This is a genomic window from Tigheibacillus halophilus, from assembly GCF_042683165.1.
GTDB classification, from domain to species: Bacteria; Bacillota; Bacilli; order Bacillales; family Amphibacillaceae; genus Tigheibacillus; species Tigheibacillus halophilus.
This window is the reverse complement of record NZ_JBHUIZ010000012.1, coordinates 81,314-106,336: the sequence shown is the minus strand read 5'-3', so window position 1 is coordinate 106,336 and position 25,023 is coordinate 81,314. Positions and strand designations below refer to the sequence as shown.

Here is a 25,023-nt window from a genome sequence, read left to right as displayed (position 1 = left end):
TCCTTGTCGTTATCATACATATGGTAGAGAGGAGGAGCAAAGAATGAAACAGTGGATATCGATACTGCTTGTCGCAGCGACATACATAGGCACCGTTGTTGGAGCTGGTCTGGCTACCGGGAAGGAAATCGTTACCTTTTTCAGTCATTTCGGTTCAGCAGGGGCATTGGCAATCATCTGCAGCTGCCTTTTGTTCATTCTGTTCGGCACAAAAATAATGATTATTTCTGCGCGCATGCAACTGTATTCCTATAAAGAATTTAATGAATATTTATTTGGCAGAAAGTGGGGAAAATGGCTGAATGTAACTATATTCATCATTGTGGTATCCGTAACATCGGTTATGTTATCCGGTGCGGGAGCTCTCTTTCATGAACAACTTGGGCTGCCATTTCAAGCGGGAATCCTTTTGACCCTTTTGCTTTGTTATCCTGTCGTCATGAATGGACTGAAGGGGTTATTTGCTATCAACGCTTACATTGTTCCCTTGATTATTCTTTTCAGTTTGTTTGTATTTGTCTTCATATTTGATGGGAAGCCCCAGTTATTTGAATCCATTCTTTTTAATCGATTCCCTGGCCGTGTGCTTTGGGCTGTTTCGCCATTCACTTATGCATCCTTCAACATGATCACTGCACTAGTCGTACTTGTACCTCTGGGAAAAGAAATAAAGGATGAGCGCATACTAAGATGGGGCGGGTTTTTAGGAGGAATGGGGCTGTGTGTCATTTTATTGATTAGTCATTTTTCATTATCTGCCCACCCGGAAAGTTTTGCTTTCGAAATTCCTATGGCAGAAATTGTGAAACAGTTCGGCAGTATGATTCACATATTATTTTTGTTGACGATTTATGGAGAAATATTTAATACCGTCGTTGCTAATGTGTATGGAATAACCCGTCAGCTCACAGCCAGTTTCCAGCTGCCGTACAAGACTGCTGTATGTATGATATTATCGGCCATCTTTTTCATCAGCCAGATTGGATATGGACAGTTGCTCACAGTTTTGTATCCGCTATTTGGTTATCTTGGATTATGCTTTCTAGGCGTGTTACTCATGAAAAAAATTCCCAGTAAATGAATCCGACAGGCATTCATTGTGTAGTAGATGCCTGCTTGCGCTCAATTGGAAACATCTTTGCCTGCTTGCATGTGCAATACTTCCATGATTGCTTCCTTTATTTCCTCATAACCAGTGCAGCGGCAAATGTTGGATTGAAGCCAGTTTTTCACTTGATATTCAGTCGCATTGGGATAGTTCAAGGCGAGCGCTTCACAGTTCATGATAAAGCCGGATGTGCAGTAACCGCATTGAAAAGCGCATTTTTCCAGAAATGCTTTTTGGACAGGGGTGTCTTTGAAGGCTTCAATGGTGGTTATTTGCCGTCCGGCTGCTTCCATCGCTAACATGAGACATGATTTCATCGGTCTCCCATCTACAAGAACGGTGCATGCCCCGCAATCGCCATTTTCACATCCAGGTTTAGCTCCAGTAAGCCCGAAACCTTCTCTCAACGTTTGCAATAACGTATTCATCGGTCTAACATACGCCCTTTTGTTTTCCTGATTAATCGTCAATTCGACTGATTGTTCCATGCCTTTCATTCCCTTCCAATTCAATCAATGTTTCTTCCAGTACATTTCGTAAGACAAAAAGACGGTATGAAGCGGAGCCTTCCAGATCGTCCAATACCGGTGCAGGCAGCTGATTGACCGCCGTTGCAATTCGTTGCTTTACAGACTGTCGTTGGTCATTCAACGCTACTTCGAGACCAGTATGTCGGAACGGAAATCCACAAACGCCGCTAAACGCAACACGTAACCAGTTCCCCGCCTTTAAAGCTGAAACCGTTACCAATGGATAACCGATACGATCCATCCTGGTTATTTTTTTACTGACGAAGGGCGCTTCAAGAAACTGTTCAGGCACTAGAATCTGGGTAATGAACGACCCAGGGGCAAGATTTATTTGTTGGTCAAATACTTGATGGATCGGCAGAATATCCACGCCGGATTTGTTTGCGATCATAAGCTCGCAATCCGTTAACAATAACGGCAGCACTGCCTCTTTGTACTGGATATTCCCACAAATATTCCCCCCTATGGTGATTTTTTCTCTGGAAGTATGGTCAGCGATCCGGCTGCTGTTTTTGGCCAACAGTGGAAATGCAATCGTTTCTTCCAATCGGGCGAGCGATACAGATGCTCCAATTACGAACCGATCACGTTGAAACCCGGTATAAGCGCATTCGGGAATTCCCTTGATATCTATGACCGCCCTAGCATCTGTATAGCGGACATTGATTCGTCTCATCGTTATGATTTCTGTTCCGCCGTTAAAAAAAAGAGGAGATTTTCCTTCGCTTTCTAACATTGCGAACATCTCAATCGCTTCAGAAATAGTATGGGCACGATAGTACTCGAAGCCTGCTGATTTCAAATGACTCCTCCTCTTTTCTGTTTCCAGATCAATTCGGGGACGATTGGCAACTGATTAAGCGGAACACCTGCCGCGGCTGATAAACTGTTAGCCAGTGCAGCAGGCATGCCAATAATTCCATGCTCTCCCAGCCCCCTGGCACCATACGGACCATCCAGCTGGGGCGTACCCAAAAATTCCACAACATATGTAGGATTTTCATCAAAACGAAGTGTCTTATAGGTACGAAATTGCTTATTTTTGACATGCCCCAGCTCATCAAATGAAAATCCTTCCCGGCTGGCCCAGCTCAGGCCCATGCTCATTGCACCGGTAACTTGTCCGCGAGCCCCTCTAGGATTAATTATTTTGCCGGCATCGATTACAGAGACGGCTTTGGTGATCTTGTAAAAGAACGTTTTCGTATCGAATGCCACCTCTACAGCTTGAGCACCAACGGTCCAGGAAGGACCAGGCACACCTTCGCCAGTCTGTTGGTTGATTTTAGTCAGGTGGTTCATTACAAAGCCGCCATGCCCGATAACCAGCCGTCCCGCAGCGTTCCCATTTTCGTATTTGTACCCGCTTGCCACATCCTTTACATTCACATTGATTTCCGGATTGCTTTTCAAGTATACATGGGCTCCTCCCACATCCAAGTCCTCCGGCTTACATCGCAATGCATACGCAGCATTGTCTTTCAGTTGTCGCTTCACATCTTCTGCTGCCTCCAACACAGCATTTCCGGCCATGTATAATCCAGTACTTGCCACAGTCTTCCAGTGTCTTGGACTTGTTTGTGTATCTATGTCCATCATGATATGTATTTTACTTTCGTCCACTTTCATGCTTTCAGCAAGCAGCTGCGTTAGCGCTGTTTTGGTCCCCTGTCCGATTTCCACCACGCCTACATTCAAATTCATACTGCCGTCTTTATTGAAAGTAATGACCGCTCCCGATGACGCATTGGTTGGCGACATGGAGGTTTTCCATAAGCAGCTGACTCCCTTTGCCTTGATGATACGGTCTGACACCTTGATTGTCCGACCTTCTTGCCAATTAATTAATTCTTTGACCCGCTCCAGGCATTTTGCAGTATTGCCAATATTGCTTTTGGTCAGCAGTGCTTGGGTTGGTGTCGTATTCCCAGGTTTAATTGTATTTTTTTTGCGTAATTCTACTGGATCCATTTCCAATTTTTCTGCTAATACATCCAGTGCACGCTCCATTGCAAATGTCAACTCGCCATGACCGTAGCCGCGAAATGATGTGGCGTATGGGTGATTCGTATACACACAATAGGAATCACACCAGACATAATCGATCTTGTAGGGACCGGTACAGTTTAGGGCTGCAGTTGTCGTAATATCAGATGATTCATCCACATAAGCTCCTGCATCAAATAAAAACTGAATTTCTGCCCTAATAAGCTCTCCTTTACGTGTAGCACCTAACAGGACCTTTGCATTCATACCAATATGTACAGGAGAACTGACCATGTCATCTTCTCTTGTATTCGTAAGTTTAACCAGTTTTCCTCCCACAGCTTTGGAAGCTGCATACGCAATCAGCTCAAGCTGGACGGCTGCCTTTCCCCCGAAAGCTCCGCCGACTAAAGGAGTATGCACAACCACATCGTTTTCATTCAACATAAAATATTTGCTTATAACCTGTTTGATCATAAACGGGGCCTGGCTCGATGAATAAATATGTACTTCTTTATTAGGTAAAATTTCTACCTGGACAGCGCGTGTCTCCATAGCAGCATGGTCAGATTGAGGGATGAATACGTTTGTTTCAATGGAACATTCACACTTTTCGCGCCCTGCAAAGATATCCCCTTTACGGACCTTCACGTGATTCGCTACGTTACGCTTGGGATCTGGTCTTACTTCTTTCGCACGTTTATAATGCACCAACTGGTCATGAACGAGGGGACGTTTTCCCGCTATCGCTTCCTTTGCTGAATGAATGATTGGCAAAAGTTCATATTCCACTTTTATATAGTCGCTGGCATGTTGAGCCTCATATTCTGAATCGGCAACAATGGCAGCAACCGGCTCACCAAAATAGCGTACCTTATCTATTGCTAAGATAGGTCTATCCTCGATTGCTGAACCCGTTAAAATAGGACAATCCTGTCCAGTAATCACTGCCCGGACACCTGGACATTGCCTTGCTCCGGAAGTATCGATAGACTTTATGTTTGCATGCGCATGAGGACTTGTAATCAGTTTAGCATGTAGCTGCCCGACGGCTGAGAAATCAGAGGTATACTTCGCTGCACCAGTGACCTTATTATTACCTTCTTTCCTTGGCAAGCTTCTCCCAATCATGGTTCATTATCCCTTCCAAATAATAGAATTTTATCCTTATATTAACCAACAAACGATAGATTATACGCACTTCTTCAGCCAAAAAAGAGATGATGAATTATCAATTCCGACTTATTGCCGGATAGTACACGTCGCCCTTTTATAGCATAAATATCTCTTTTCTCCGCACTATAATTCCAGGAGGTGCTGTAATGAAAAACTTAACTGCCTTTATGTTATTAACGCTTCTAGTGATACAACCTTCTATAACGTTTGCCGCTCCCGTTGATAAAAACCTGGCGATTGTCATTGATGATTTCGGCAACAACATGAAAGGAACAAAAGAAATACTTGACCTGCCCTTCCATTTAACAATAGCTGTGATGCCTTTTATGCCTACTACAAAAGAGGATGCCAACCAGGCGTATAAAAAGGGGCATGATGTCATCATCCACTTGCCTATGGAACCAAAATCCGGTAAAAAAAGTTGGTTAGGGCCAGGAGCAATCACTTCTGATTTAAGTAATGAAGAAATTCGCAAGCGGACAGAAAATGCTGTTAAAAATGTCCCGCACGCAATTGGCATGAACAATCATATGGGTTCCAAAGTCATGGAAGACAAGCGGATTATGAGGATTATTTTAGAGGTGTGCAAAGAGCACGGTTTATTTTACCTGGATAGTAAAACTACCGGAAATAGCGTCGTCCCTGAATTGGCGAAAGAAATCGGCGTTCCTGTGTTAGAGAACAACGTTTTTTTTGATGATGTGTATTCCGTTCAGCATATAACCAAACAAGCTGATTTAGTGGAACGAAACTTATCAAATACAGACCAGCTTATAGCTATTGGACATGTGGGAGTATCCGGGCTGATGACGTATAGCATATTGACAAAATACATTCCGAAATATGAAAGGGTTGCTAACATCGTTTCACTATCTGAATTGGTTCGGCAATACAGATTACTGGATAAAAGGCTTTAACTGGGGAGCGGCAAAGCAAAGGGAGAGACTGCCGGAGTCTTTTAAAACATACAAAATCCACTGCGTACTTAATAACTTCTGGGCTATCCGTTTATTTGCGGGAAGGTATGGTTTTGAGTATAATTCAGAGTACCCCCCCTCCTCGTTATTAAACTCCGTATTATGCAGGCCACTCCACAGCAGGAAGGGTTTTCATTCAGCTTACCGACTTTACATTTTTGGCATATTCATGAAGGGAGAAATCTCATATGATTATTCGACAAATTCAAAAAGAAGACAATGCTAAGATAAAGATGATCATACAAGACTCACTGGCTTCACTTGGGTTGGCAATCCCCGGTACAGCCTATTTCGATCCGCAACTGAACGAGCTCTATCAATATTATAATCATGTAAAGCATGCAAATTATTGGGTTGCGGTATCGGATGGTGAAGTCGTTGGCGGAATCGGTATAGCACCATTCAACGAGCACGAGCAGATTTGCGAGTTGCAAAAGCTATATTTAAACCCTCATGTGCAGGGTTTAGGGTATGCAAAGAAATTGATGGAAACGGCTTTATCTTTTGCTTCCAAATATTATACATCTTGCTACTTGGAGACCCAGCATGAATTGAAAAATGCGTGTATGCTGTACGAAAAATTCGGATTTACACTTTTGCATGAACCAATAGCAGGCTCTGACCATTCAGCTATGGACGCCTGGTATTTAAAAGACTTACGTTAGTAACTAAGGAAAACCATCCTTACTCACATTGAAGTGCTGGCCACATCCTGGTTTTTTCTTTGTAAAAAAGCTCGATTTCAATGAAATGAATCGAACTTTTAATCTACTAAATACTATTGAGCGGGGCTAAAGTCAAACGTCCATAGTCCACCCCTTTTAAACTTGTCAACTGATTACTCAGTCGTTGTATTTCGTTCGGTTTTCCCTTTACAATAATCATTTCCAGACAATGATCGTTGTCCAGATGAAAGTGGGTCGTAGCCATTATCTGGTCGTGCATTTCATGTTGGATATTGGTCAATTCCTCCATCAGATTCCTGCGGTGATGATTGTAGAATAAAAGAATACTGCCAGCTGCAATTTGCTCGTCTTCGTCCCATACGTGTCTGAGCAAAGCATCTCTGACAAGATCGCGAATGGCTTCGGACCGATTGACATAACCTTTTTGTTGTACAAAGCTGTCAAATCGCCGCAGTAAATCCCCTTCCATCGCCACACCAAACCTTCTTAAGCTATTATCCTGCAAAAAAACTCCCCCCGATTATGATTGTTCAATTGAATAGCAAGCGTTTATGCAATCGTACCATTGCTTGCAAAGAATGGGAACAGAAAACGAGAAAAAAGAGAGCCAGGAACAAATTCGGTTCTCGCCTCCCAATAACCTCTCGTTTCAGCAGCCTACCGCTTAGCACAATAGAATAAACATCACCAACATATCGGGCTCAAAAAAAGACTCCCCCAGGCAGCCAGGGAAGTCCCGTTCTTGCATGCTATTGCCACGCTTCAATCAGATGATTTGCATGCTTTACCAATGTTTTTGCAGATTCCTTATCCATTTTGCCATTTTCCTGGTAATTGCTAACCAATTGTTTAAACCCATTCATATGTTTAACTGCTTTTTCCAATGACGCTGCTTCCACATAATGGTCGATCGAAGACAAATGTGTTTGCAACACTTGTGCATCACGGCTATTCGCAATTTTTCCTTCATCCGTGTATTGATCCACCAGTGATTGAATTGCCATAATAGTCGATTCAACATTTCCACTGTCTTCCACTTTATCAATTTTAACCTCATAAAGCTCAGGCGCTTTTCCGTCAGCCCACGCTATTTTCAACGCTAATACGGCGTCCATTCCCTTTGTCTCAAAAAATGTATACCCCGATTTCATCGTTCCAAGTTCTTTCCAGCCATGTAATGTCCGAACTGAAACCTTGCTGTTGGAAATATGCGATGGGTCTGCCAAAAGTGTGATTCCAGTTACGCTAGTACCTGCTTCGCCCACATGATAGTGTATCTCACCGGCTTTTTCATCTGCAGACGAAAACTTCGTATCCAGTTTGCCATCTGCAACATTCCCAATATCGTAGCCTGCCTTTACATTTGAAGTCGTGGTGATAGTAGGGTCATTGACTTCTGGCAAAAACGCCCCACCATTGATTTCAATTTCTTGCATTCTAAGCCAATTGCCTGTACCCTGTTTCGTCCGGGTTACTTTAAACCGTAAAAATCTAGCCTCTTGTCCAATATCTGTTACTTCTTTTGTACGGTATTCACCTTCCAATTTATTAAAGACATCCTCGATACTGTCTTCATCGCTTGCTTCCCCCTCGTTTGGTCCTTCTTGATTGCCAAGGGTCATCACTGTATTCCATTTCTCGCCATCCATTGAGGATTCAACAACTGCATGGCGTGGGAAATCACCTTCATTCTTCTTAACATACAATTTCAAACGGGTAAGGTCAATCGTCTGTCCCAGATTATAAGTAATAAACTGCCCTTTTGTTTGCGCCTTGTTAAACCAAATATATGTGGATAAGTCACCATCTAATACATTCAATGGCGATGACTCATGAAACTCCACATTTTTATCTTCCACTGATTTTGGCTCTACCTCATTCGATTCCACTCTAAACGAGTCTAACACAAAATCAAGAGAGCTGGATGTTTTGTTGATCAGTCGGACATATCGTGCGTCAGAAGGCTTGTTTTGGTTTTGGACAGTTTCCCACTCGATGCCGTTCAGTGATGTTTGGAGTGTCAGTCCATCAACTGCCGTTGTCTTAATGCTGTTTAAATCTTTTATCCGGCTTAGCTTTAAACCAATATATTCGTTTCTGGCCAATTTCACTTCAGCAGTACCATCAATAGATGTAACAGCAGGCTTCTCAGTTACAGGCAGTTCTTCATAATCAGCTGCATTGGTAAACAGGTGTGCCTTGGAGTCTGCTGTGCCAACGTTAAATAATTTTTCAGCTTGTTGTATCACTTTCTCCTCTAGGTTATCCGTAAATGGCTGCAGCCTCTTTTGAGCTGGCTTTGCTTTCATTGATCCGTCTATTAGCGGCCGATCATAGTTCAAACTTTTCTTCCGCAGCGACTGTGCTTTGGAAATCATGTTCCAAGCTTCCGCTTTATTCCCTGCTTCTATAGCAAGAGCTGCATTCATCCAATCGATATCTGCAAGGACCATATCTCGTAAAGCTCTCACGAACGGTTCCAATTCTTCTTTCAGTTTTTTATTTTTTGTTTTAGCCAAAAATCCATCTGCTGCGCCGGAGATTTTTTGCAGCTCTGCAATTGCTTGCGGGGCAACTTCTTTTAAAGATTTCCCGTCATTCACTTTTTCCGTTACCACATCCAAGAGTTCTTTGATATCTTCACTTTCCGATAATTTCAAACCATCCGGATCTGCATCAGACATATGCTTTGCGAGTTCGTGGTACTCCTCTGAAGCATCTGGTTCAATATAGTTAAAGCTGTCCTCCCAGCTTGTCTGCGCATCAAAATCCTCCGTATTCCAAGTATAATCAGCAATGGCAAAAAGGGATGTCTTCGATGCCTCAGCCTCTTGCATTGGATTGGTTACAACCCCAGCGAGATTCTTGATGCCAGGTTCGAGCATTTCCCCTTTACCCAGGAAGACCCTTGACATATCCACATCATTTACTGGCCAGTTCAGCCAAAACAACGGGTCTCTTCTTTCTACGCCATCATTGCTTTTATTCTTGAAGACATCTATTGTACTTTGAACAACCGGTGCACAGGTCGTCGATCCTGTCCAGAGAATATGGATATTGTTGGCGAATCCTTTCTCATATGCATTTAATTCTTCCGGATTCCACGCCCAACCTGAATTATAGCTTGCAGGGGTATAGAGTGTGTCTCGTACGTCCCCTTTTTCATCAGCCCATTCAGAGACTGCATCCATTAATTGAACGACATAATCGAGTGGAAGGTTGCCTACATCGTCCCCTAAGACCCCGAATTGGCGTACGCCAACATCGTACAACTGATCAAATTTGGCAAGCATTTTTTCAGTATTTTCTTCGAGAACTGCCATGGCGGCATCCTGGCCTTCTTTTCTTGCAAGCTCAGCTACATCGCCTAACGGAGAAATTGTCCAGATAAATTGTGTTTTCGTTTCTTTGCCAACTTCAGCCATTTCTCTTATTTCTTCCAATTTTTCTTTTGGGTACAGCTTTTCCCAATTTTCCCTGTGGTACGGATCATCCTTCGGCGCAAAGACGTATGAATTCATTTTAAAGTTTCCGCCAAACTTCATTAAAGACATGCGATCTTCATTGCTCCAGGGAATACCATAGTAACCTTCAATAAATCCTCTGACTTTCGTGTTTGCAAAGTCTTTAATACTTACATGTCGAATTACTTTTTGCGGGCTTTGGGACAAAATATCTCCTAATGTGACCGCCCCGAAAAAACTGGCATCCGTATCCTTTCCCAAAATCACGATATTATTTTTTTGGACTTCTAATTGATAGGCATCGATTTTGTCATAATCCATCCCTTGGCTGTCCACATGTTTGGCAGCAAACGTATCCACTGGACCATGAGACCCTTTCGTGCCAATCATCAAATTAATTTTATCTTTTGACGGCTCCTTCACAGCAGGTGGAGCCTCTAAACCATTATCTGTAAATATCTTTGCTACTTTTCTTTTGGTTACTTCATCAATGGTGTCATCATAAATAACTTGCACTCCCTTTTGAAGAGAAAGCATCCCTTTGCCATACTTCACACTATGTGGTGTTGGATATATTTCGTACTTTTTCATAGGGCTTTTACCTTTAGCATCTGCAACGGGAGCAAAAACGCTTGAGATGGTGCTCAATAACATGATGGCTATAATCGTTAAATAAAACAATGATCGTTTTTTCATCAACTTTATTCTCCCTCTCCTTTTTATAAAAATGTGATCGTTAGAAAAACAATCGTTGACAACGGTTTCATTTCACCCCCTCCTGTAGGAATAACGGCAGTTCTCCATGAACAGTCCGTTACTTGAACCACGTTTTTGGCTGTGACCTTACTGCTTGTTCTTGCTAACGATCTTTTATTTATAAATATAAAAGGCATGGCGATAAATGGATTGGCAATTTTTCATCCATCCATTACCGCCATGCCTGGTCACACCAGTAACATGCAGTCGAATATTCCGATAATTCAATCCTATCATCGCTGTAATTTAATGTCAACACTTTTGGAAGCGCAGTCAACATATAGGTGCAGTTTCGAATGTAATAGAAAAGGCCTATTCATCCGGGTAGGTTTTCTTCAAAAACACTACAGATTCTTTGATGAACGACTTTAATACATCAACCTGAATATCTGCTACCTTATTAATATATACACAAGATTTTCCAGTTGTGTGTTTTCCAAAATCCTTTAATAATTTCTCTCGTTGGGGATCCCCAGTTGCAAAATATAAACTGATTTTAGCTTTTCTAGGTGAAAAACCAACTAAGGGCGCGTCTCCTTCATGACCTGATGCATATTTATAATGATATTTTCCAAATCCTATGATACTTGTCCCCCACATTTTAGCTTCATAACCTGTTGTCTCAGCGAAAATGTCTAATAATGTATAAGCATCTTCGCGCTTCCCCTGATTATCTACACTTTCAATAAACGCAATGACACTGCTGTCCGTTTCTTTGGTTTTTAGTTTATACATCATTCAACCCCTTTTAAAGTAAATTTATTTGTGTTTTATCCCATTCCGCCATGATATAAGCAATATGACTTTCAAAGAAAAGAATAGTTCCCTCACGGTTGAACCATTCTCCTGTAAAGTCAGTTCATTTCATACTTGCAGCAGGCCGCGGAAGCCTCTGGAGGCATAGTACGAAGACGCACCATTGTGGTACGCGAAAACATGCCCGTAGCGATAGTCACAAAACAACGCACCCCCGAGCGCTCTTATATCGGAAGGTGTTTGCACCCAGCTTGACGTTTTCATATCGAAATTACCAAATCTCTGCAATGCCCGATATTGTTCTTCTGTCAAAATTGCAATACCCATAGCAGCCGCCATGTCGACAGCGTTGTTTTCTGGTTTATGTTTTTTTCTTGAATCCAGTCCTTCCCGGTCATAGCAAACACTTCTGCGGCCTTTGGGGCTTTCCGGTGAACAGTCATAAAAAATATATACATCCAGGTTATTATCATGACCCACAACATCTGGTTCACCACCTGTTCTTTCCATTTCATGGAGCGACCATAGTTTTTCATTATCCGCATCCAGCTTTGCTTGAACGTTAGCCCATTCAAGTCCTTCATGACGGTTCATGTTTGTCTCAAAACGAGTTTTCAATACTGTGAGTAATGCTTCACGTTGTTCTAATGACAACGCTTTTTTATTGCTATTTGTCATATGAGTTTGTTCCCTCCGTTTTCACTCCTAATGGTTTAAGTATATACGAAAGTGCACCTTATATATAATCGTTTTCTGCCGCTAACCCCAAAAGATCATGACATCATTTTTTCTTTTTATCCAAGAATTAAACAGATTTATCAATGGTAATTCGCTCTCCCTTGATAGAAGCAGACTAATTATTTATTTTCATATTGAGAATTTCAACAAGCTGATGATTTAAATAGCTTGCACTATAGGAAAAATCATTTTCATACCAATGAATGATCATACCGATAATGGCGTTCGCTTGATAGGCGCAATATAGCTGTTGGTTAATTCCTCCTTGAACGAAGGACTCTTGATCGTGAAGTAATAAGTGGCTTATTTCTTCAAATAATAAATAATAATACATTAAAGGGACTCTTTTTGAAAAAATAATACGATAAAAAGGCTTATATTTTTCGATATGATGAAAGATTCGAATCGTTGCAGGGTTCAATTCATCCGTTTTTAAGACTGAAACATGGCGATATGGCTCTTGATAAGAACGTGCTAAATCTTCTGTGATCTCTTTAAAATACTCCTCAAATAAATCCTCTATTTGTTGATAGTGCAAATAAAACGTGCCTCGATTCACTTTTGCCTTTCTGCAAAGTTCTGAAATTGTAATTTCCTCTAGCATTTTTTCATTTAGTAAAGCTAATAAAGTTTGATGCAATGCTTCTTTTGTTTTCACAATGCGCAAATCTGTGCGTGTCATTTTTCACCTCTTATTGGACATATTTCATACTCCATGTTGTTTAATGAACATATACTGTTTTTTTGCTTATTGTAAGTCTCTATTTATATTATTATAATTTTTATTGAACAACTGTACAATAAAAAGGGAGGGTTTTTAAATGAGATTAAAAGACAAGGTAGCAATTGTCACTGGGGCAGCCTCTGGCATGGGTAAAGCGATTGCAGAAGGCTATGCAAAAGAAGGTGCAAAAGTTGTTGTATCGGATTTAAATTTAGAAGGTGCTCAGGCCGTAGCGGACGGTATAAAAGCTTCAGGTGCGGCAGCCTTTGCTATCCAGACAAATGTAGCTTCAGAGGAAGAGCTGCAACAACTAGTTGCTGAAACAAAAAAAGTTTTTGGGAAATTAGACATTCTTGTGAATAACGCAGGCATCATGGATGGTATGGAACCTGTCGGTGAAATTTCAGACGAACGTTGGGAAAAAGTTTTTTCTGTCAATACTACAGCCGTAATGAAATCAATGCGAATTGCAGTCAACCTATTCTTAGAGCAGGGTTACGGTACAATTGTCAACAACATTTCTGCTGGCGGGCTATACGGTGCGCGTGCCGGTGCTGCGTACACAGCTTCCAAACATGCTGTTGTAGGCTTAACGAAAAACACCGCATTTATGTATGCAGACAAAAGCATTCGCTGTAATGGTATCGCTCCTGGAGCGGTCAAAACAAACATTGGCTCTTCCATGGCGAATTTGAGTGAATTTGGGGCAAGTCGTCAAGCATTGGGTATGGGGATTAATCCAAGGGCTGGAGAACCAGAGGAAATTGCACAATTGGCCATCTTTTTAGCCTCCGAAGAAGCAAGTTTTGTAAATGGACAGGTTATTGCCGCAGATGGCGGTTGGACGGCTTATTAACTACGGTTTAGTTCACCTCTACATGCACAATGAACTACCTTTCGCCAATAGGCGGATGGTAGTTCAGACTCCTTTTGTTATAAGAGGCATAATAATTATTTATCTCCCCCTAAAAGTCTTTACAATACCCTCCAATAGCAAGGAGCATCTCATGATTTTCTAATTTGGACAAAATAGCCTTAGCAAATGTGCGGAATCCGGCTTTCTTGGCATTCAGAAGAGCTAGTTGCCCACGTCCACCAATGTCTTGAATGGAATTCACCTGGAATGCTGGGGCTTCTGGGATTCCCTTTATCTCTTTATATTTGGCATAAACTCCAATTATACAGATAGTTTATCCTTTTGCTCGCAATTCCCTGTGGTTCAACGACATACTGGGCACAGACAAACTTGCAGGCAATCGGAAAGAAACGAGGCCGGCCACGATTAGCAAGATGGTGGTGACACCGAATGAAACAATATGTGTGCCGAACGTTTCATAACCCCATCCCCCTAAAAAGCTGCCAACAGCTCCCCCGATTTGATGTCCAAAATATGCCCACCCATATAGAATTCCGACCAGTTGTACGCCGTACAAATCACCGAGGATTGCAGAAGCCGTTGCAGTTGAACCTGCCCATACCAGTCCTCCAATGATTGCTACAATATAAAGCTGCCAAGGAGTAATAGCGAACACTAAACCAAGAAAACCAAATCCGCGTACTACATAGATCATACCCAGGATCTTTCTCCGGGGATACCTGTCCGCGATCGTCCCTAACGCCAGCGTACTGAAGATGGCTGTAAAGCCAATTAGACCGACCCCAAAAGAAGCAGTGGTTGGGGAAAAATGGTGATCTGTCAGCATCGGTACGGCATGTGAACCAAGAAGGTTCATACTGAATCCGCAGGCAAACAGCCCAACTACAATCTGCCAGTAGGATTTCGTTTTCAAAGCGTCTGCCCATGTAATTGTTGATTTTGTCTGTAGGTTTTTTTTCAATTTGCCGGCATCCTGGTTACTCGTGCCTGAATTTTCTTCTGATGGTGCTTCACGCATAATAAACACCGCCGACGGAATGACGAGCACAAGAAAGAGAAAGCCAAAAAACAACAAGGTGTAGTGCCAACCAATAGAATGAATGAGAGCAGTCTCAAGCGGTGTGACAACTGCGATACCTGCCATTGCTCCGGTTGTCATATAGAAAAGTGCCTGGCCCCTTTTACGGACAAACCATTTGCTGATGATCGGTGTCATAGTCACAGGACTCATGAAGGAGAGTCCCAGCGACAGTAAAACGCCAAAGGAAAGTAAAAATGATATTACATTTTTGGAAGCTATCGTCCATACAACTGCAATGCATGTAAGAACCAAGCCAGCTAAAAGAATAGATCGTGTGTTGAACCGTTTTAATAGCCATCCTGCGATTGGCATCCCAGCTCCGTAAACAAGCATCCCTATGGCCACAATCATTGAAAATTCCGTACGAGACATCGCCAAATCTGAAAGAATCGGTTTTTCAAAAGGACCGATTCCCAAACGTAATCCGTTGGTGAGGAGGGTGATGATTGCAGCTGTTGCGACCAGATACCAACCAAAATAAATTTTTCCCCAAGACCTCAATTTAACGTCTCCTTTCCATTTCATGTGCAAGATCCGCAGCTTTCTTTATATCTTGCATATATGCCTGAAAATTTTTAATCACAACGTTTTTTTCAAATAAACTGCGCGTTAATCTGTTCGATTAGCAACATCGACATCTAAAGTAATTTTGAGATACGCTTTTGGTGTGGCTTTCAAAATCGTACGCCTCCAATCTTTGTGAACTAGTTAACCAATCGTTCAATGGAAAGTAGTTGAATGATAGTATTATAATTATCAAGAGATAACTTCTGATTTTCTCAAACCCTTATTTCTTCAGTTAACTGTCAGTTTGGAATCTAAAAAAGTTGTTTCTTTTTGTAATTCACGGTGTAATACTTCACCCAGAAGCTTTATTCCTTCAATGATTTTCTCTTTTGACATATTGGAGTAATTTAAACGTAATGCATTTCTTGATGTCCTATTAGGAAAAAACAGCGTACCGGGAACACAGGCAACATTATTCTTCAAGCCCTCTGAAAAGATGTGCTCTGCGCTAACATTTTCCGGGAGCTCAACCCAAATGAATAATCCGCCCTCCGGCTTACTGTAAGACAAACGCTTGGGGAAGAATTCTTCCAAACAAGATAACATTACTGTGCATCTTTCTTTATAAACAGATTTGATTTTATGGATGTGCTCCTCGAGATCATAAAGTTCCAGGTACTTTGCAGTCATTCTTTGAGCGAAGCTGTCAGTATGCAGGTCCGCTGCCTGCTTAAAAGCAACATATTTTTCAATAAAACCTTCATCTGCACAAATCCAACCAAGGCGAAGGCCTGGTGTCAATATTTTGGAAAAGGTGCTAATGTAAATTACTCTGCCTTCTGTATCAAAATGTTTAACAGGTGGAAATTCATCTCCCAAAAAACGAATAGCCCCATAGGGATTATCCTCTACGATCAACACATTATATTGACTGGCAAGTTCAACCATCTTCTTTCGCCTTTCCAATTTTAGCGTTCGCCCTGTAGGGTTTTGGAAATCCGGAATAGTATATATAAACTTCGTGTTTGGATTTTCTATTAACTTTTTCTCTAACTCTTCCATGATCATTCCTTCATCATCCATATCTACCTCGACGAATTTAGCGTTATAAGTCTTAAAGGCATTAATAGCTGCAAGGTAGGTTGGGCTCAAGCAAATAATAGTATCTCCTCCATCAATAAAGAGCCTGCCACACAGATCAATCGCCTGTTGTGACCCAGATGTAACAAGGACATTCTTCAAATTGGTGTTAATGCCAATCCTGCTCATCCTTTGGAAAATCACTCTTCTTAATGGCAGAAATCCTTCAGTCGTGCTGTATTGAAGCGCAGATTCCCCCGCTTCTTTCAATACAGCAGCGCACGCATTCTGTAAATGTTCTACAGGAAACAATTCTGGTGCTGGAAGTCCTCCAGCAAAAGAAATGATTTCCGGTCTTTCTGTCACTTTCAAAATTTCACGGGTTTCAGATGACTCGACCAGATGTGTTCTCTTGGCAAATTTGTTTTCCATTGATGACCTTCCCTTCTGCCTGGATTGGAATAAGTTAATCTAAATATCAATAGCAATCAATATTGTAATCATCGTCTTTTGATACCTGTTATTTTGCTTCACTTAATTGGTGGTCGCTACTTTTATCTGATTTATGCTGCGCATGAATCCCTGCCCAAAAAATGGTTGGAATGATTAGCAACGATAGCAATGAACCAACAATAGAAAGCATGCCATAGCTGAAATAAGTGACCACGACTCCTGATAAACCTCCCCCTAAAGCTCCTGAGAAAGCAATCCAAACATCTACTGAACCTTGCGTTTTAGCCCGAATGACTGGTGAAGTTGAATCAACCAAAATAGCTGTACCACTAATTAATCCAAAATTCCAGCCAAGCCCAAGCAGGGAAAGTGCTATAGCAATGACCTCCGGGGAATCGGCAGGTCCAATTGCACCCAGTATACCCGCGGCTATCAATGTCATAGCTGAAGCAATCGCCATAGCCGCACGACCAATTTTATCAACAAGATATCCCGTTGCTAGAGAAGGCAAATACATTGCTCCAATGTGAAAGCCGATAACAAGCCCCACAGCTCTTAAGCTATGCCCATAGTTCCCCATATAAATAGGTGTCATTGTCATAATTGCTACCATGATGAACTGGGTCAATATCATGATAGCGGCACCTGTGAGGATACCTCGTTTATTGCTAGATAAAGTACTGGAAGATTTATGGGACTTTTCATTTTCACGCTCACTTTGATGATCTGCAATCGCTTTAGCAACAACATAAGGATCGGGACGCAGCAGTAAGAGTAGAACAAAACCAGCAAAAATATAAGCTGCAGCTGCTAATATAAATGGACCAGCTAAAGCAGGAATCCCTATGGATGTTGCAAATTCCCCCATTACATCGACCAGGTTCGGCCCTGCAACAGCACCAAATGTCGTGGAAACCATCGCCATACTGATAGCCTTTGCTCTTTGACTGGAAGTTGCCAAATCAGTTCCTGCGTATCGTGCCTGCAAGTTAGTTGCTGTTCCGGATCCATAGATAAGTAAAGATAAGAATAATAAAATAACACTATTTATGATTGCCGAAATGACAACACAAATCGCTCCAATTCCTCCAACAATAAACCCTGTTGCAAGCCCGGAACGACGACCGAACCGTTGAGAGATTCGTCCAACAAGAAGCGCAGCACCAGCTGACCCAAAAGTAAATAAAGCTGTAGGAAGACCTGTTACACTATCAGTTCCTAACATATCTTGGGCTAAAAGGGCACCGACTGTAATACCAGCTGCAAGTCCCGCACCCCCAAAAACTTGGGACATAATAACAACGAACAAAGTCTTCTTATACAATTGTTGCTGTTTGTCAGGCGAATCAACATATTTTTGTAACCAAGCTGGATTATTGTTTAACCCTTTCTGTAGCATGAGTTTGCCTGCCCTTCCTGATAATTGATAATATAGTGCCTTCAAAATAAATTATTATAATTATAATATTAAGATTAATACATCGTATCATGAACAAAAACGCCATACAACACATTCATTGTATGGCGAACAATTTTATCATCGAATACCCTTTTTAAGAGAAAAACGTTAAGAAACACTATGCATTTGGCCCCTAATCAATATACATATCATTCATTTATGCTGCACTGTAAATCTTTACATCAGGATCAGCATTTACCAAAGGTTTAAGACCCACAAAAACATCATTTGTAAACATGTCACTTTCAAGATAAGCTTGCGCAGACGCAGCACTGTCAAACCCATGCAGGACTTGAACATCTTCATCTCGTACAAGTAAATCTTTCGATACAGCACCATTTATATTATCTAAGAAAGGTTGGCGATAGTCACTGTATACTTTGACTGCTGCTGGTCGGTTTGCTTCATCAATAACCATAGTAATTTCTAAAAATGCTTTTGCACTCATGTTATCAACCTCCGTTTAATTTTTTGTACAGTTCAACAGTTTCATCATAGCACCCACGAAACAGCCATACAATATTATGTATGGTTAAGCAATAATCGTTGAAGTATAATCAATCCCCGCTCCAGCTCTTCAATCGTTTCTGGCGCACAGACAGCAATCCTGACAGCCCGCTCCGGGCAACTATTTCCAACTACAAAACGTTCCGCCGCATACACTTGAACCCCTTGTTGTGCGGCTAACAATTCAAATTCGGCTCCTGTAATCTTGCCTGGTAACAACAGCCAACGGAAAATACCTGTCTCAAGACCCGCACAAGTGTAGTCGGCTAAATATTGATTTACGACTCGGTTTCTGCGAACAGTTTGTTTTCGGTGTTGTTCAATTAGCACTTCAAATTGATTCGATACGATTGTACGAGCTGTCAATTCTGCTAGTAACGGAGAAACGGATACATTTAAATTATAAAGAGCTTTTGAAATTAGCTTCTTGAATTGACTCGGCACCGCTACATAAGCTAATCGTAAACCCGGTGCCAATGATTTCGATAAACTCGCAATATAAATGGCTTGTTCCGGTGCAAATGATGCAAGTGCTGGAAGTGGCTTCTCGTTGTGGAGATGATAAGCTGCATCTTCAATGATGAATTGATTATACTTTTTGGCAATCGCAGCGATCTCTTTCCTATTATCAACAGACATACGGGAGGCAGTCGGATTATGATAATCCGGAATCAAGTAAATACCTTTAATATTTTCATTTTTACAAGCATATTCAAAAGCCGTTGGGCTCATCGCATAGTCCTCTGACTTGATTGGTACTATTTGTATACTAAGTATCGCTGCAACAGTTTTTAAGCCTGGGTAAGTATGAGGATCAACGCCGATACGATCCCCAGGTTGGCAAAGACTCGCCAGCGTGGCAGCAATTGCGTTTTGGCCGCCATTTGCAAATAAAATGCGGTCAACAGTAGTTTCGAATCCCCCTCTTCTGATTAATTTTACAGCAGCGTCCTTTTGCCAAAGGTTTTCATTCGCCCGTCCATATCCAAACCATTTTTCATAATCTGGCTCTTTTAACATGCCTTTCAGTTCATGCAGGAGCGGCTCATAAGAAGCGTTATCTGGCAGCGTTGCTCCCATTTCTATTAAATGTTTCGGTTTTGCATCTTCAAGTAAATACGCATTAGATAACGCATCATATGATATAAAGGTGCCGCTTCCAACAGAAGCACTTATCAAGCCCTTCAACTCGCACACTTTAAATGCTTTTGAAATGGTACTCAAATTCAAATCTAAATAGTCAGCCAATTCCCGCTGTGGTGGAAGTTTTGTGCCTGGCAATAAAACTTCATTTAATATATCCTGTTTTAATTGTTCAGCAAGTACTTGATAAATCGGTTTTTTTGTTTTATCAATGGATGGCTTCCAGCTCATGGGATAGTTTTCAAAGGAATTAACCGGCATCATACTCATCCTTTTTTCATACAATTATAGAATTATGCCATCTATAAAACAAGTATACAAAAAGAACTGTGCCATATCAGCTATTCCCACTGCCGGTGCATTTTCTGAGGAAATAGGGAGATATCGTCACTTTGAGATAAAGTTCGATGGCTCCTTTATGAAAGAACTATTCTTACCATATCAAGTCTTCAGCAGTACGGTAAATCTGTTGATATACTTTTTCTTGAATGACTGCAGCTTTCGTTCAGTCGTTTCTACTGCTTCACACCCAAGTTCCCCGGAGTCCTTTTATAGCAATTATCTAAAAGCCGGTACATTCTCAAAAATGACATTTTCTAATTCCTTTCCATTTCCTCCAACCAGCTCTTCAAGCCACTTTTTCCCCTCATTCGATCCATTAAGAATGATCTCCATCATTTGGGGATTGATTATTCGACTTGGTGAAAACAATGTTGCATTCACAGCCCAAAACAATGAAAATAAATTAAAATTGTTTTCAGTTGTCGCATGTTTGATATATAAATCAAAGTATTTCTGTGCAAAAGAAACTCCTTTCAATGGCTCACCCACATATTCCACACCGGGTCTACTTAAATCAGCAACACAGTTCAGCCACCATACAGGTTCAATCTCTTCTTGAAATTTTTGGAGCACACTTCTCTCAAAATTTAACCGAGGGTTTATTTGTTGATTTTGCATACAGGTTTCCAGTACTTCTACCTCTATAGCCGCCATCGTCATCCCTTGCCCATAAATTGGGTCAAAATTACAAAGTGCATCCCCTAAAACCAATAATCCGGATGGCCAACGGTTCATTTTTTCAAAACGGTTACGAAATAATTCTTTGATACGATACCCCTTGGGAGGCGTAATTGGGTCAATATTTTCCCAGACCTTTTTGATTATAGGATCTGCAAGATCAGCTACCGCTTGTTCATACTCTACGGCGTCAGTGCTTGGATAATTTCCACCCGCGTTCCAAATTAACATTTCTGCACTATTATTTTCAATCATCGCAAAGATGCCAGTGTTTTCCCTATAAATAGGGCGTCCTTCAACATGAATCAGTGCCCATTTCTTATCCAAATCTGCTGGTATTTTGTAATGCCGTGTACTATATCCAAGCGAGACTTTTAAAACGTCTGGTGCAGGTATCTTATTCCCCAATTCCTGCAGCCAATTTGTCAGTTTGGATTGCCGTCCACTGGTATCTATGACCATATCAGCGGGGATTACCTTCTGACGCCTTGATTGACCACGTTCTTTTACATGGATGCCAGTAACAGTCATCTGATCCGGACTTGTTTGTAAACCATTCACAATATGCTTAGAAACAAATTGGATATTAGTATTTTCTTTTATTCGCTGACGTATCCCCCACTCTAGAAGAGCTCTGCTACACATTAGATCCCTTTCCGAATTCGGCATACTCAAGATTCCATATGGATTAGTAAATCGATAGACCTTGTTTTGGGTTAAAGCAGCACCTTTTTCGAGCAGCTCTTCGCTCAGGCCAGGAAAAAAACCCTCGATAATCATTTTTCCACGTGGAGTTAATCGATGCGGTTGATATCCCTGTGGAATTCCAGATCGATTTTCTGGTTTTTCAGGAAAGTCATCTCTATCCACAATCAAGACCTCTTTATAATAATTAGAAACCACTTTGGCTGTTAACAGTCCACCGATACCTCCTCCAATGATGACCGCTCTGTTCATTTTCCCATTTGAAAGGACAATATTAGCATCTGACATAAACAAATCCTCCTTTAAACTAAACACGTACACCCATGTTTTATCGAAGCAAGAGCGCAAGCACAAATCACATGAACTGCATCACCAAACATATGGGAACATCAGCATAATTGGTCATGCAATAGCCTTGATCAATCTTCCCTTTCGGAACCACTCAGGCGATACATCTAAAACAATTTCTTTCTTCTTCAATTTTCTTCTGAAGATCATCAGCCCCTATAGCTTAGTTAATTCATACGTTTTGCTCCTCCTTTACCATTTGCATGGCAATCATTTTTATATAACATAAACAGTTTATTGCATAAACAGTTTATTACACATACAATAAAGTTGCAACAAAAAAATTAAAAAATTTACCTATGTTTTTTTCACATATAGATTTTTGAAAACTGGGTAGTGGATAACTAGAGGTGAAAAAACGTGAAAGATAATGAAAAGTCAAACCAGGAATTGAAAAACTTGCCCCCCGGCATAGCGATCAGTTGGGGATTGGGGAAACAGCCACAAAGGGGACCAAAGCGGGAGCTTAGTATCGAACAAATAGTTGTAGCCGCTGTAGATATTGCGGATAAGGAAGGGCTGGCTGCATTATCAATGAATCGATTGGCATCGTCTCTAGGATTTACACCAATGTCACTCTATCGATATATTCCTAGTAAGGATGATTTACTATTACTAATGCAAGAGAAGATTTCCGATATTACGTATCCAAAGGAAAAATCAGAAACAGATTGGCGTGAAAATATGCGTCAATACGTAAAAATCTGGGTTAAAGTTTTTCACGAGCATCCTTGGTTCAGCGATATTCCCATCACAAGTATTCCACTTACACCAAATCAACTTAAAGCAGTGGATATGGCACTGCGTACCACACGCAATCTACCATTAAACGATTACGAAAAAATGTCGATTGTTCTTCTGTTGAGTGGATACGCGCGTTGGTGTGGGACTATCACAAAAGATATGAACATGGCAATTCAAACCGGAAAAAGTCTTAGTGAAATTAATGGCCTTGACTACAGCATATCGCTAAAAAAGCTTGTTACACAAGACCGCTTCCCGGATCTTTATCCTGTTTTGATGTCAGGAGCATATACCGAGGAAAATGAGGATGCTAATGATATAAAAGATGACTTCAATTTTGGTCTTGAAAGGATATTAGACGGAATCGAGCATTACCTTTTATTAAAGAAAAATTAAAATTCATCTATTTCCACATATACACATATACAGGACTTTACTGGCTGAGCAATGGTGATGGATTATTGCCCAGCCGTTTTTGCCTACGTTTTATTTTCTGCCATGTTAAGAGGTTTACGTCTTCCATTGATTGGCTGGGTCGGAACAGCAATTTAAAAGACGCCTTCTTATTAAAGAAAAGCGCCCATTAATGGAACATCTATATGAGTATTTAACCAGAAAATATTTTTTCCCGATCAAATCGTCAAATCAAATGATAAAAACTCAGGCAGTTGGTGCTCATGCTTATCAAGCATAATCTGTTCAGGCTTGATGCGCTGCTCACGCAGTACTTCAATGTTCTGTATGATGAATTCATCACTTCCGACAATATAGAAAAGTCCATCCTTGTCAGCGGCAAGATTGTTCACTTCCTCATAGTAGTCTTTACGGTTATCGACAAATTGTGATGTGAACTTCTTGTCAGGCGCCGATTCGAAAACATCAGTGAATAAAAAATCCTTTGATGAATCAATATTCAGTGAATGAATTTGATTGACGTTATCAGCACTTGCCAAATAATCAAGCACAAGCGGTCTGAAGGTTGCCAGACCCACACCTGATGACAGCAGGTAAACATTTTTGTCTTCTCTTTTAAGCGGTACATTCGAATGGGTTTTAAATATTGCAATTTCATTGCCGACTTCAAGATTTTTTAAAATCGTTTTAAACGCAGAGCACTGCTCTCTGATGCGTGTGGTGATACCAATTGAATTCTCGTGCGGCAAGGTGGAAATTGACATATGGCGAATGAGTCCGCGGTTTGGTTTATCTCCAGCATTAAAACCTTCCAGTGCGAAATGGGTATGGGAACCTTCTTCCCATGTAAAGCCTTCCGGACAGTCAAGCAGGTACGTTTTAACCTCAGGAGACTCTTCAATAATCTTATTTATTTTAGTCCAATATATTTGCATGATATATTCTCCTTACTCAATTATATGGATCGTTATTATTTAACGTACCATAATTGATAACAATTCTCAATTAAAAAGATTGTTTATTTCAGATAATTTATGAGGTGCAAATTTATATCGTATTCAAGCACCTTTCCTTTTCGCCCGAAAATCTCTAAAATTCAACCAGGATAATCAAATTCAACCTGGTAAATATTTAAAAAAACAGCTGCCGGCATGAAACAATAGGTAATCAGATTTGCTATCGGCCTCAGCGGAAATCGGAGCTTTCTTTGCAGCACTGCACCCACTGTCAATAATAAAAAATTTGGTGATATGACTTCCATCAATACAAGGCTGATATAGCTCATATAAGATCCTCATTTTTTAGATAGATAAACCGTTATATCCCACAATCGATCAATTCTCTCTGCCAATTAAAAACGATAGGATACCTTTAAGATTTTATATACAGAAATTTACGGTTTGTCTTTATCTTATAAGAAGTAAAGGGATTAAACAATTAAGCATTAATTATTAGAATGAATGAATAACTAAAACTTATATCAAGAGCTAGTATGCAGTTTGTATAAGGTGACTGAGAAAAATAAAGTTGGAACCCATAAATGGACGATTTCTCTCCATTCTCCCTTTTTCCTTTCGTTCCGGACTGTAGCGAATATTGTGTTTGGAATTAAGTCTCGTTTTACGCTTATTCCCCGTTCACTTTCTGAATTGTCCTTTTACAAGTCAAGCCTTTCAGAACACCAATTCGATAATTCGATTGCAGGTTCTCCATTGTACGATTCCTCAGAAGGTGGAATTTGTTTACGACCGTCCCAACTAAACGTAAATAAGAACCCATTTTGT

21 protein-coding genes are annotated in these 25,023 nt (G+C 40.9%); 5 read left to right on the top strand and 16 right to left on the bottom strand.

What is annotated here, in order from left to right:
• Positions 1-43: 43 nt before the first annotated feature.
• Positions 44-1,081, top strand: a complete 1,038-nt coding sequence (locus tag ACFSMW_RS11740) for a YkvI family membrane protein (RefSeq protein WP_390355843.1) — start codon at positions 44-46, stop codon at positions 1,079-1,081.
• A 41-nt stretch (positions 1,082-1,122) separates the two neighbouring features.
• Here ACFSMW_RS11740 and ACFSMW_RS11735 read toward each other — a convergent pair whose 3' ends face one another.
• From ACFSMW_RS11735 to ACFSMW_RS11725, 3 genes are read right to left on the bottom strand one after another with little or no spacing between them, the layout of a single operon-like run.
• Positions 1,123-1,596, bottom strand: a complete 474-nt coding sequence (locus ACFSMW_RS11735; RefSeq protein ID WP_390355841.1) for a (2Fe-2S)-binding protein — start codon at positions 1,594-1,596, stop codon at positions 1,123-1,125.
• On the bottom strand, positions 1,568-2,440 hold the full coding sequence (locus ACFSMW_RS11730) for an FAD binding domain-containing protein (protein WP_390355839.1): 873 nt from the start codon (positions 2,438-2,440) through the stop codon (positions 1,568-1,570). The genes ACFSMW_RS11735 and ACFSMW_RS11730 overlap by 29 nt, the downstream gene beginning before the upstream one ends.
• Positions 2,437-4,755: a xanthine dehydrogenase family protein molybdopterin-binding subunit gene (locus ACFSMW_RS11725; RefSeq protein WP_390355837.1), complete on the bottom strand. Its 2,319-nt coding sequence runs from the start codon at positions 4,753-4,755 to the stop codon at positions 2,437-2,439. The genes ACFSMW_RS11730 and ACFSMW_RS11725 overlap by 4 nt, the downstream gene beginning before the upstream one ends.
• 191 nt (positions 4,756-4,946) lie before the next feature.
• Between ACFSMW_RS11725 and ACFSMW_RS11720 the strand changes: the two genes are divergently transcribed.
• Both ACFSMW_RS11720 and ACFSMW_RS11715 read left to right on the top strand, forming a co-directional pair.
• Positions 4,947-5,717, top strand: a complete 771-nt coding sequence (locus tag ACFSMW_RS11720) for a divergent polysaccharide deacetylase family protein (RefSeq protein ID WP_390355835.1) — start codon at positions 4,947-4,949, stop codon at positions 5,715-5,717.
• Positions 5,718-5,965: 248 nt separating this feature from the next.
• Positions 5,966-6,442 (top strand): GNAT family N-acetyltransferase, encoded by a 477-nt coding sequence (locus ACFSMW_RS11715; RefSeq protein WP_390355833.1) that lies wholly within the window; start codon positions 5,966-5,968, stop codon positions 6,440-6,442.
• Positions 6,443-6,548: 106 nt separating this feature from the next.
• Here the strand turns inward: ACFSMW_RS11715 and nikR are convergent, their stop codons facing one another.
• The 5 genes from nikR to ACFSMW_RS11690 all read right to left on the bottom strand — a co-directional run bounded on the left by nikR (position 6,549) and on the right by ACFSMW_RS11690 (position 12,859).
• On the bottom strand, positions 6,549-6,968 hold the full coding sequence (gene nikR, locus ACFSMW_RS11710) for a nickel-responsive transcriptional regulator NikR (RefSeq protein ID WP_390355831.1): 420 nt from the start codon (positions 6,966-6,968) through the stop codon (positions 6,549-6,551).
• Positions 6,969-7,212: 244 nt separating this feature from the next.
• On the bottom strand, positions 7,213-10,623 hold the full coding sequence (locus ACFSMW_RS11705) for a beta-N-acetylglucosaminidase domain-containing protein (RefSeq protein ID WP_390355829.1): 3,411 nt from the start codon (positions 10,621-10,623) through the stop codon (positions 7,213-7,215).
• A 372-nt stretch (positions 10,624-10,995) separates the two neighbouring features.
• Complete coding sequence (locus ACFSMW_RS11700; RefSeq protein ID WP_390355827.1) at positions 10,996-11,418, bottom strand: DUF1801 domain-containing protein; 423 nt, start codon at positions 11,416-11,418, stop codon at positions 10,996-10,998.
• 129 nt (positions 11,419-11,547) lie between these two features.
• Positions 11,548-12,117: a DUF4256 domain-containing protein gene (locus ACFSMW_RS11695; RefSeq protein ID WP_390355825.1), complete on the bottom strand. Its 570-nt coding sequence runs from the start codon at positions 12,115-12,117 to the stop codon at positions 11,548-11,550.
• Between the two features lie 175 nt (positions 12,118-12,292).
• Positions 12,293-12,859, bottom strand: a complete 567-nt coding sequence (locus ACFSMW_RS11690; RefSeq protein ID WP_390355823.1) for a TetR/AcrR family transcriptional regulator — start codon at positions 12,857-12,859, stop codon at positions 12,293-12,295.
• A 139-nt stretch (positions 12,860-12,998) separates the two neighbouring features.
• Between ACFSMW_RS11690 and ACFSMW_RS11685 the strand changes: the two genes are divergently transcribed.
• The gene (locus ACFSMW_RS11685) at positions 12,999-13,757 is read left to right on the top strand and encodes an SDR family oxidoreductase (RefSeq protein WP_390355821.1); all 759 of its coding nucleotides are present in this window, start codon (positions 12,999-13,001) and stop codon (positions 13,755-13,757) included.
• 334 nt (positions 13,758-14,091) lie between these two features.
• On the opposite strand, the gene ACFSMW_RS11680 is transcribed toward ACFSMW_RS11685, so the two are convergent.
• The 6 genes from ACFSMW_RS11680 to ACFSMW_RS11655 all read right to left on the bottom strand — a co-directional run bounded on the left by ACFSMW_RS11680 (position 14,092) and on the right by ACFSMW_RS11655 (position 22,021).
• Positions 14,092-15,360, bottom strand: coding sequence for an MFS transporter (locus ACFSMW_RS11680; protein WP_390355819.1), 1,269 nt, complete (start codon positions 15,358-15,360; stop codon positions 14,092-14,094).
• Positions 15,361-15,654: 294 nt separating this feature from the next.
• The gene (locus ACFSMW_RS11675) at positions 15,655-16,878 is read right to left on the bottom strand and encodes an aminotransferase-like domain-containing protein (RefSeq protein WP_390355817.1); all 1,224 of its coding nucleotides are present in this window, start codon (positions 16,876-16,878) and stop codon (positions 15,655-15,657) included.
• Between the two features lie 88 nt (positions 16,879-16,966).
• Positions 16,967-18,298, bottom strand: a complete 1,332-nt coding sequence (locus tag ACFSMW_RS11670) for an MFS transporter (RefSeq protein ID WP_390355815.1) — start codon at positions 18,296-18,298, stop codon at positions 16,967-16,969.
• A 217-nt stretch (positions 18,299-18,515) separates the two neighbouring features.
• A complete protein-coding gene (locus tag ACFSMW_RS11665; RefSeq protein WP_390355813.1) occupies positions 18,516-18,806 on the bottom strand; it encodes a hypothetical protein in 291 nt (96 codons plus the stop codon).
• 74 nt (positions 18,807-18,880) lie between these two features.
• Positions 18,881-20,269 carry an aminotransferase-like domain-containing protein gene (locus ACFSMW_RS11660; protein ID WP_390355811.1) on the bottom strand — a complete coding sequence of 463 codons (1,389 nt, stop codon included), beginning with the start codon at positions 20,267-20,269 and terminating at the stop codon, positions 18,881-18,883.
• Positions 20,270-20,566: 297 nt separating this feature from the next.
• On the bottom strand, positions 20,567-22,021 hold the full coding sequence (locus ACFSMW_RS11655; protein ID WP_390356421.1) for an FAD-dependent oxidoreductase: 1,455 nt from the start codon (positions 22,019-22,021) through the stop codon (positions 20,567-20,569).
• A gap of 420 nt (positions 22,022-22,441) precedes the next feature.
• Between ACFSMW_RS11655 and ACFSMW_RS11650 the strand changes: the two genes are divergently transcribed.
• Positions 22,442-23,221, top strand: coding sequence for a TetR/AcrR family transcriptional regulator (locus ACFSMW_RS11650; RefSeq protein WP_390355809.1), 780 nt, complete (start codon positions 22,442-22,444; stop codon positions 23,219-23,221).
• Between the two features lie 236 nt (positions 23,222-23,457).
• On the opposite strand, the gene ACFSMW_RS11645 is transcribed toward ACFSMW_RS11650, so the two are convergent.
• Both ACFSMW_RS11645 and ACFSMW_RS11640 read right to left on the bottom strand, forming a co-directional pair.
• The gene (locus ACFSMW_RS11645) at positions 23,458-24,174 is read right to left on the bottom strand and encodes a dihydropteridine reductase (protein ID WP_390355808.1); all 717 of its coding nucleotides are present in this window, start codon (positions 24,172-24,174) and stop codon (positions 23,458-23,460) included.
• A 161-nt stretch (positions 24,175-24,335) separates the two neighbouring features.
• The gene (locus ACFSMW_RS11640) at positions 24,336-24,524 is read right to left on the bottom strand and encodes a hypothetical protein (RefSeq protein ID WP_390355806.1); all 189 of its coding nucleotides are present in this window, start codon (positions 24,522-24,524) and stop codon (positions 24,336-24,338) included.
• Positions 24,525-25,023: the final 499 nt, after the last annotated feature.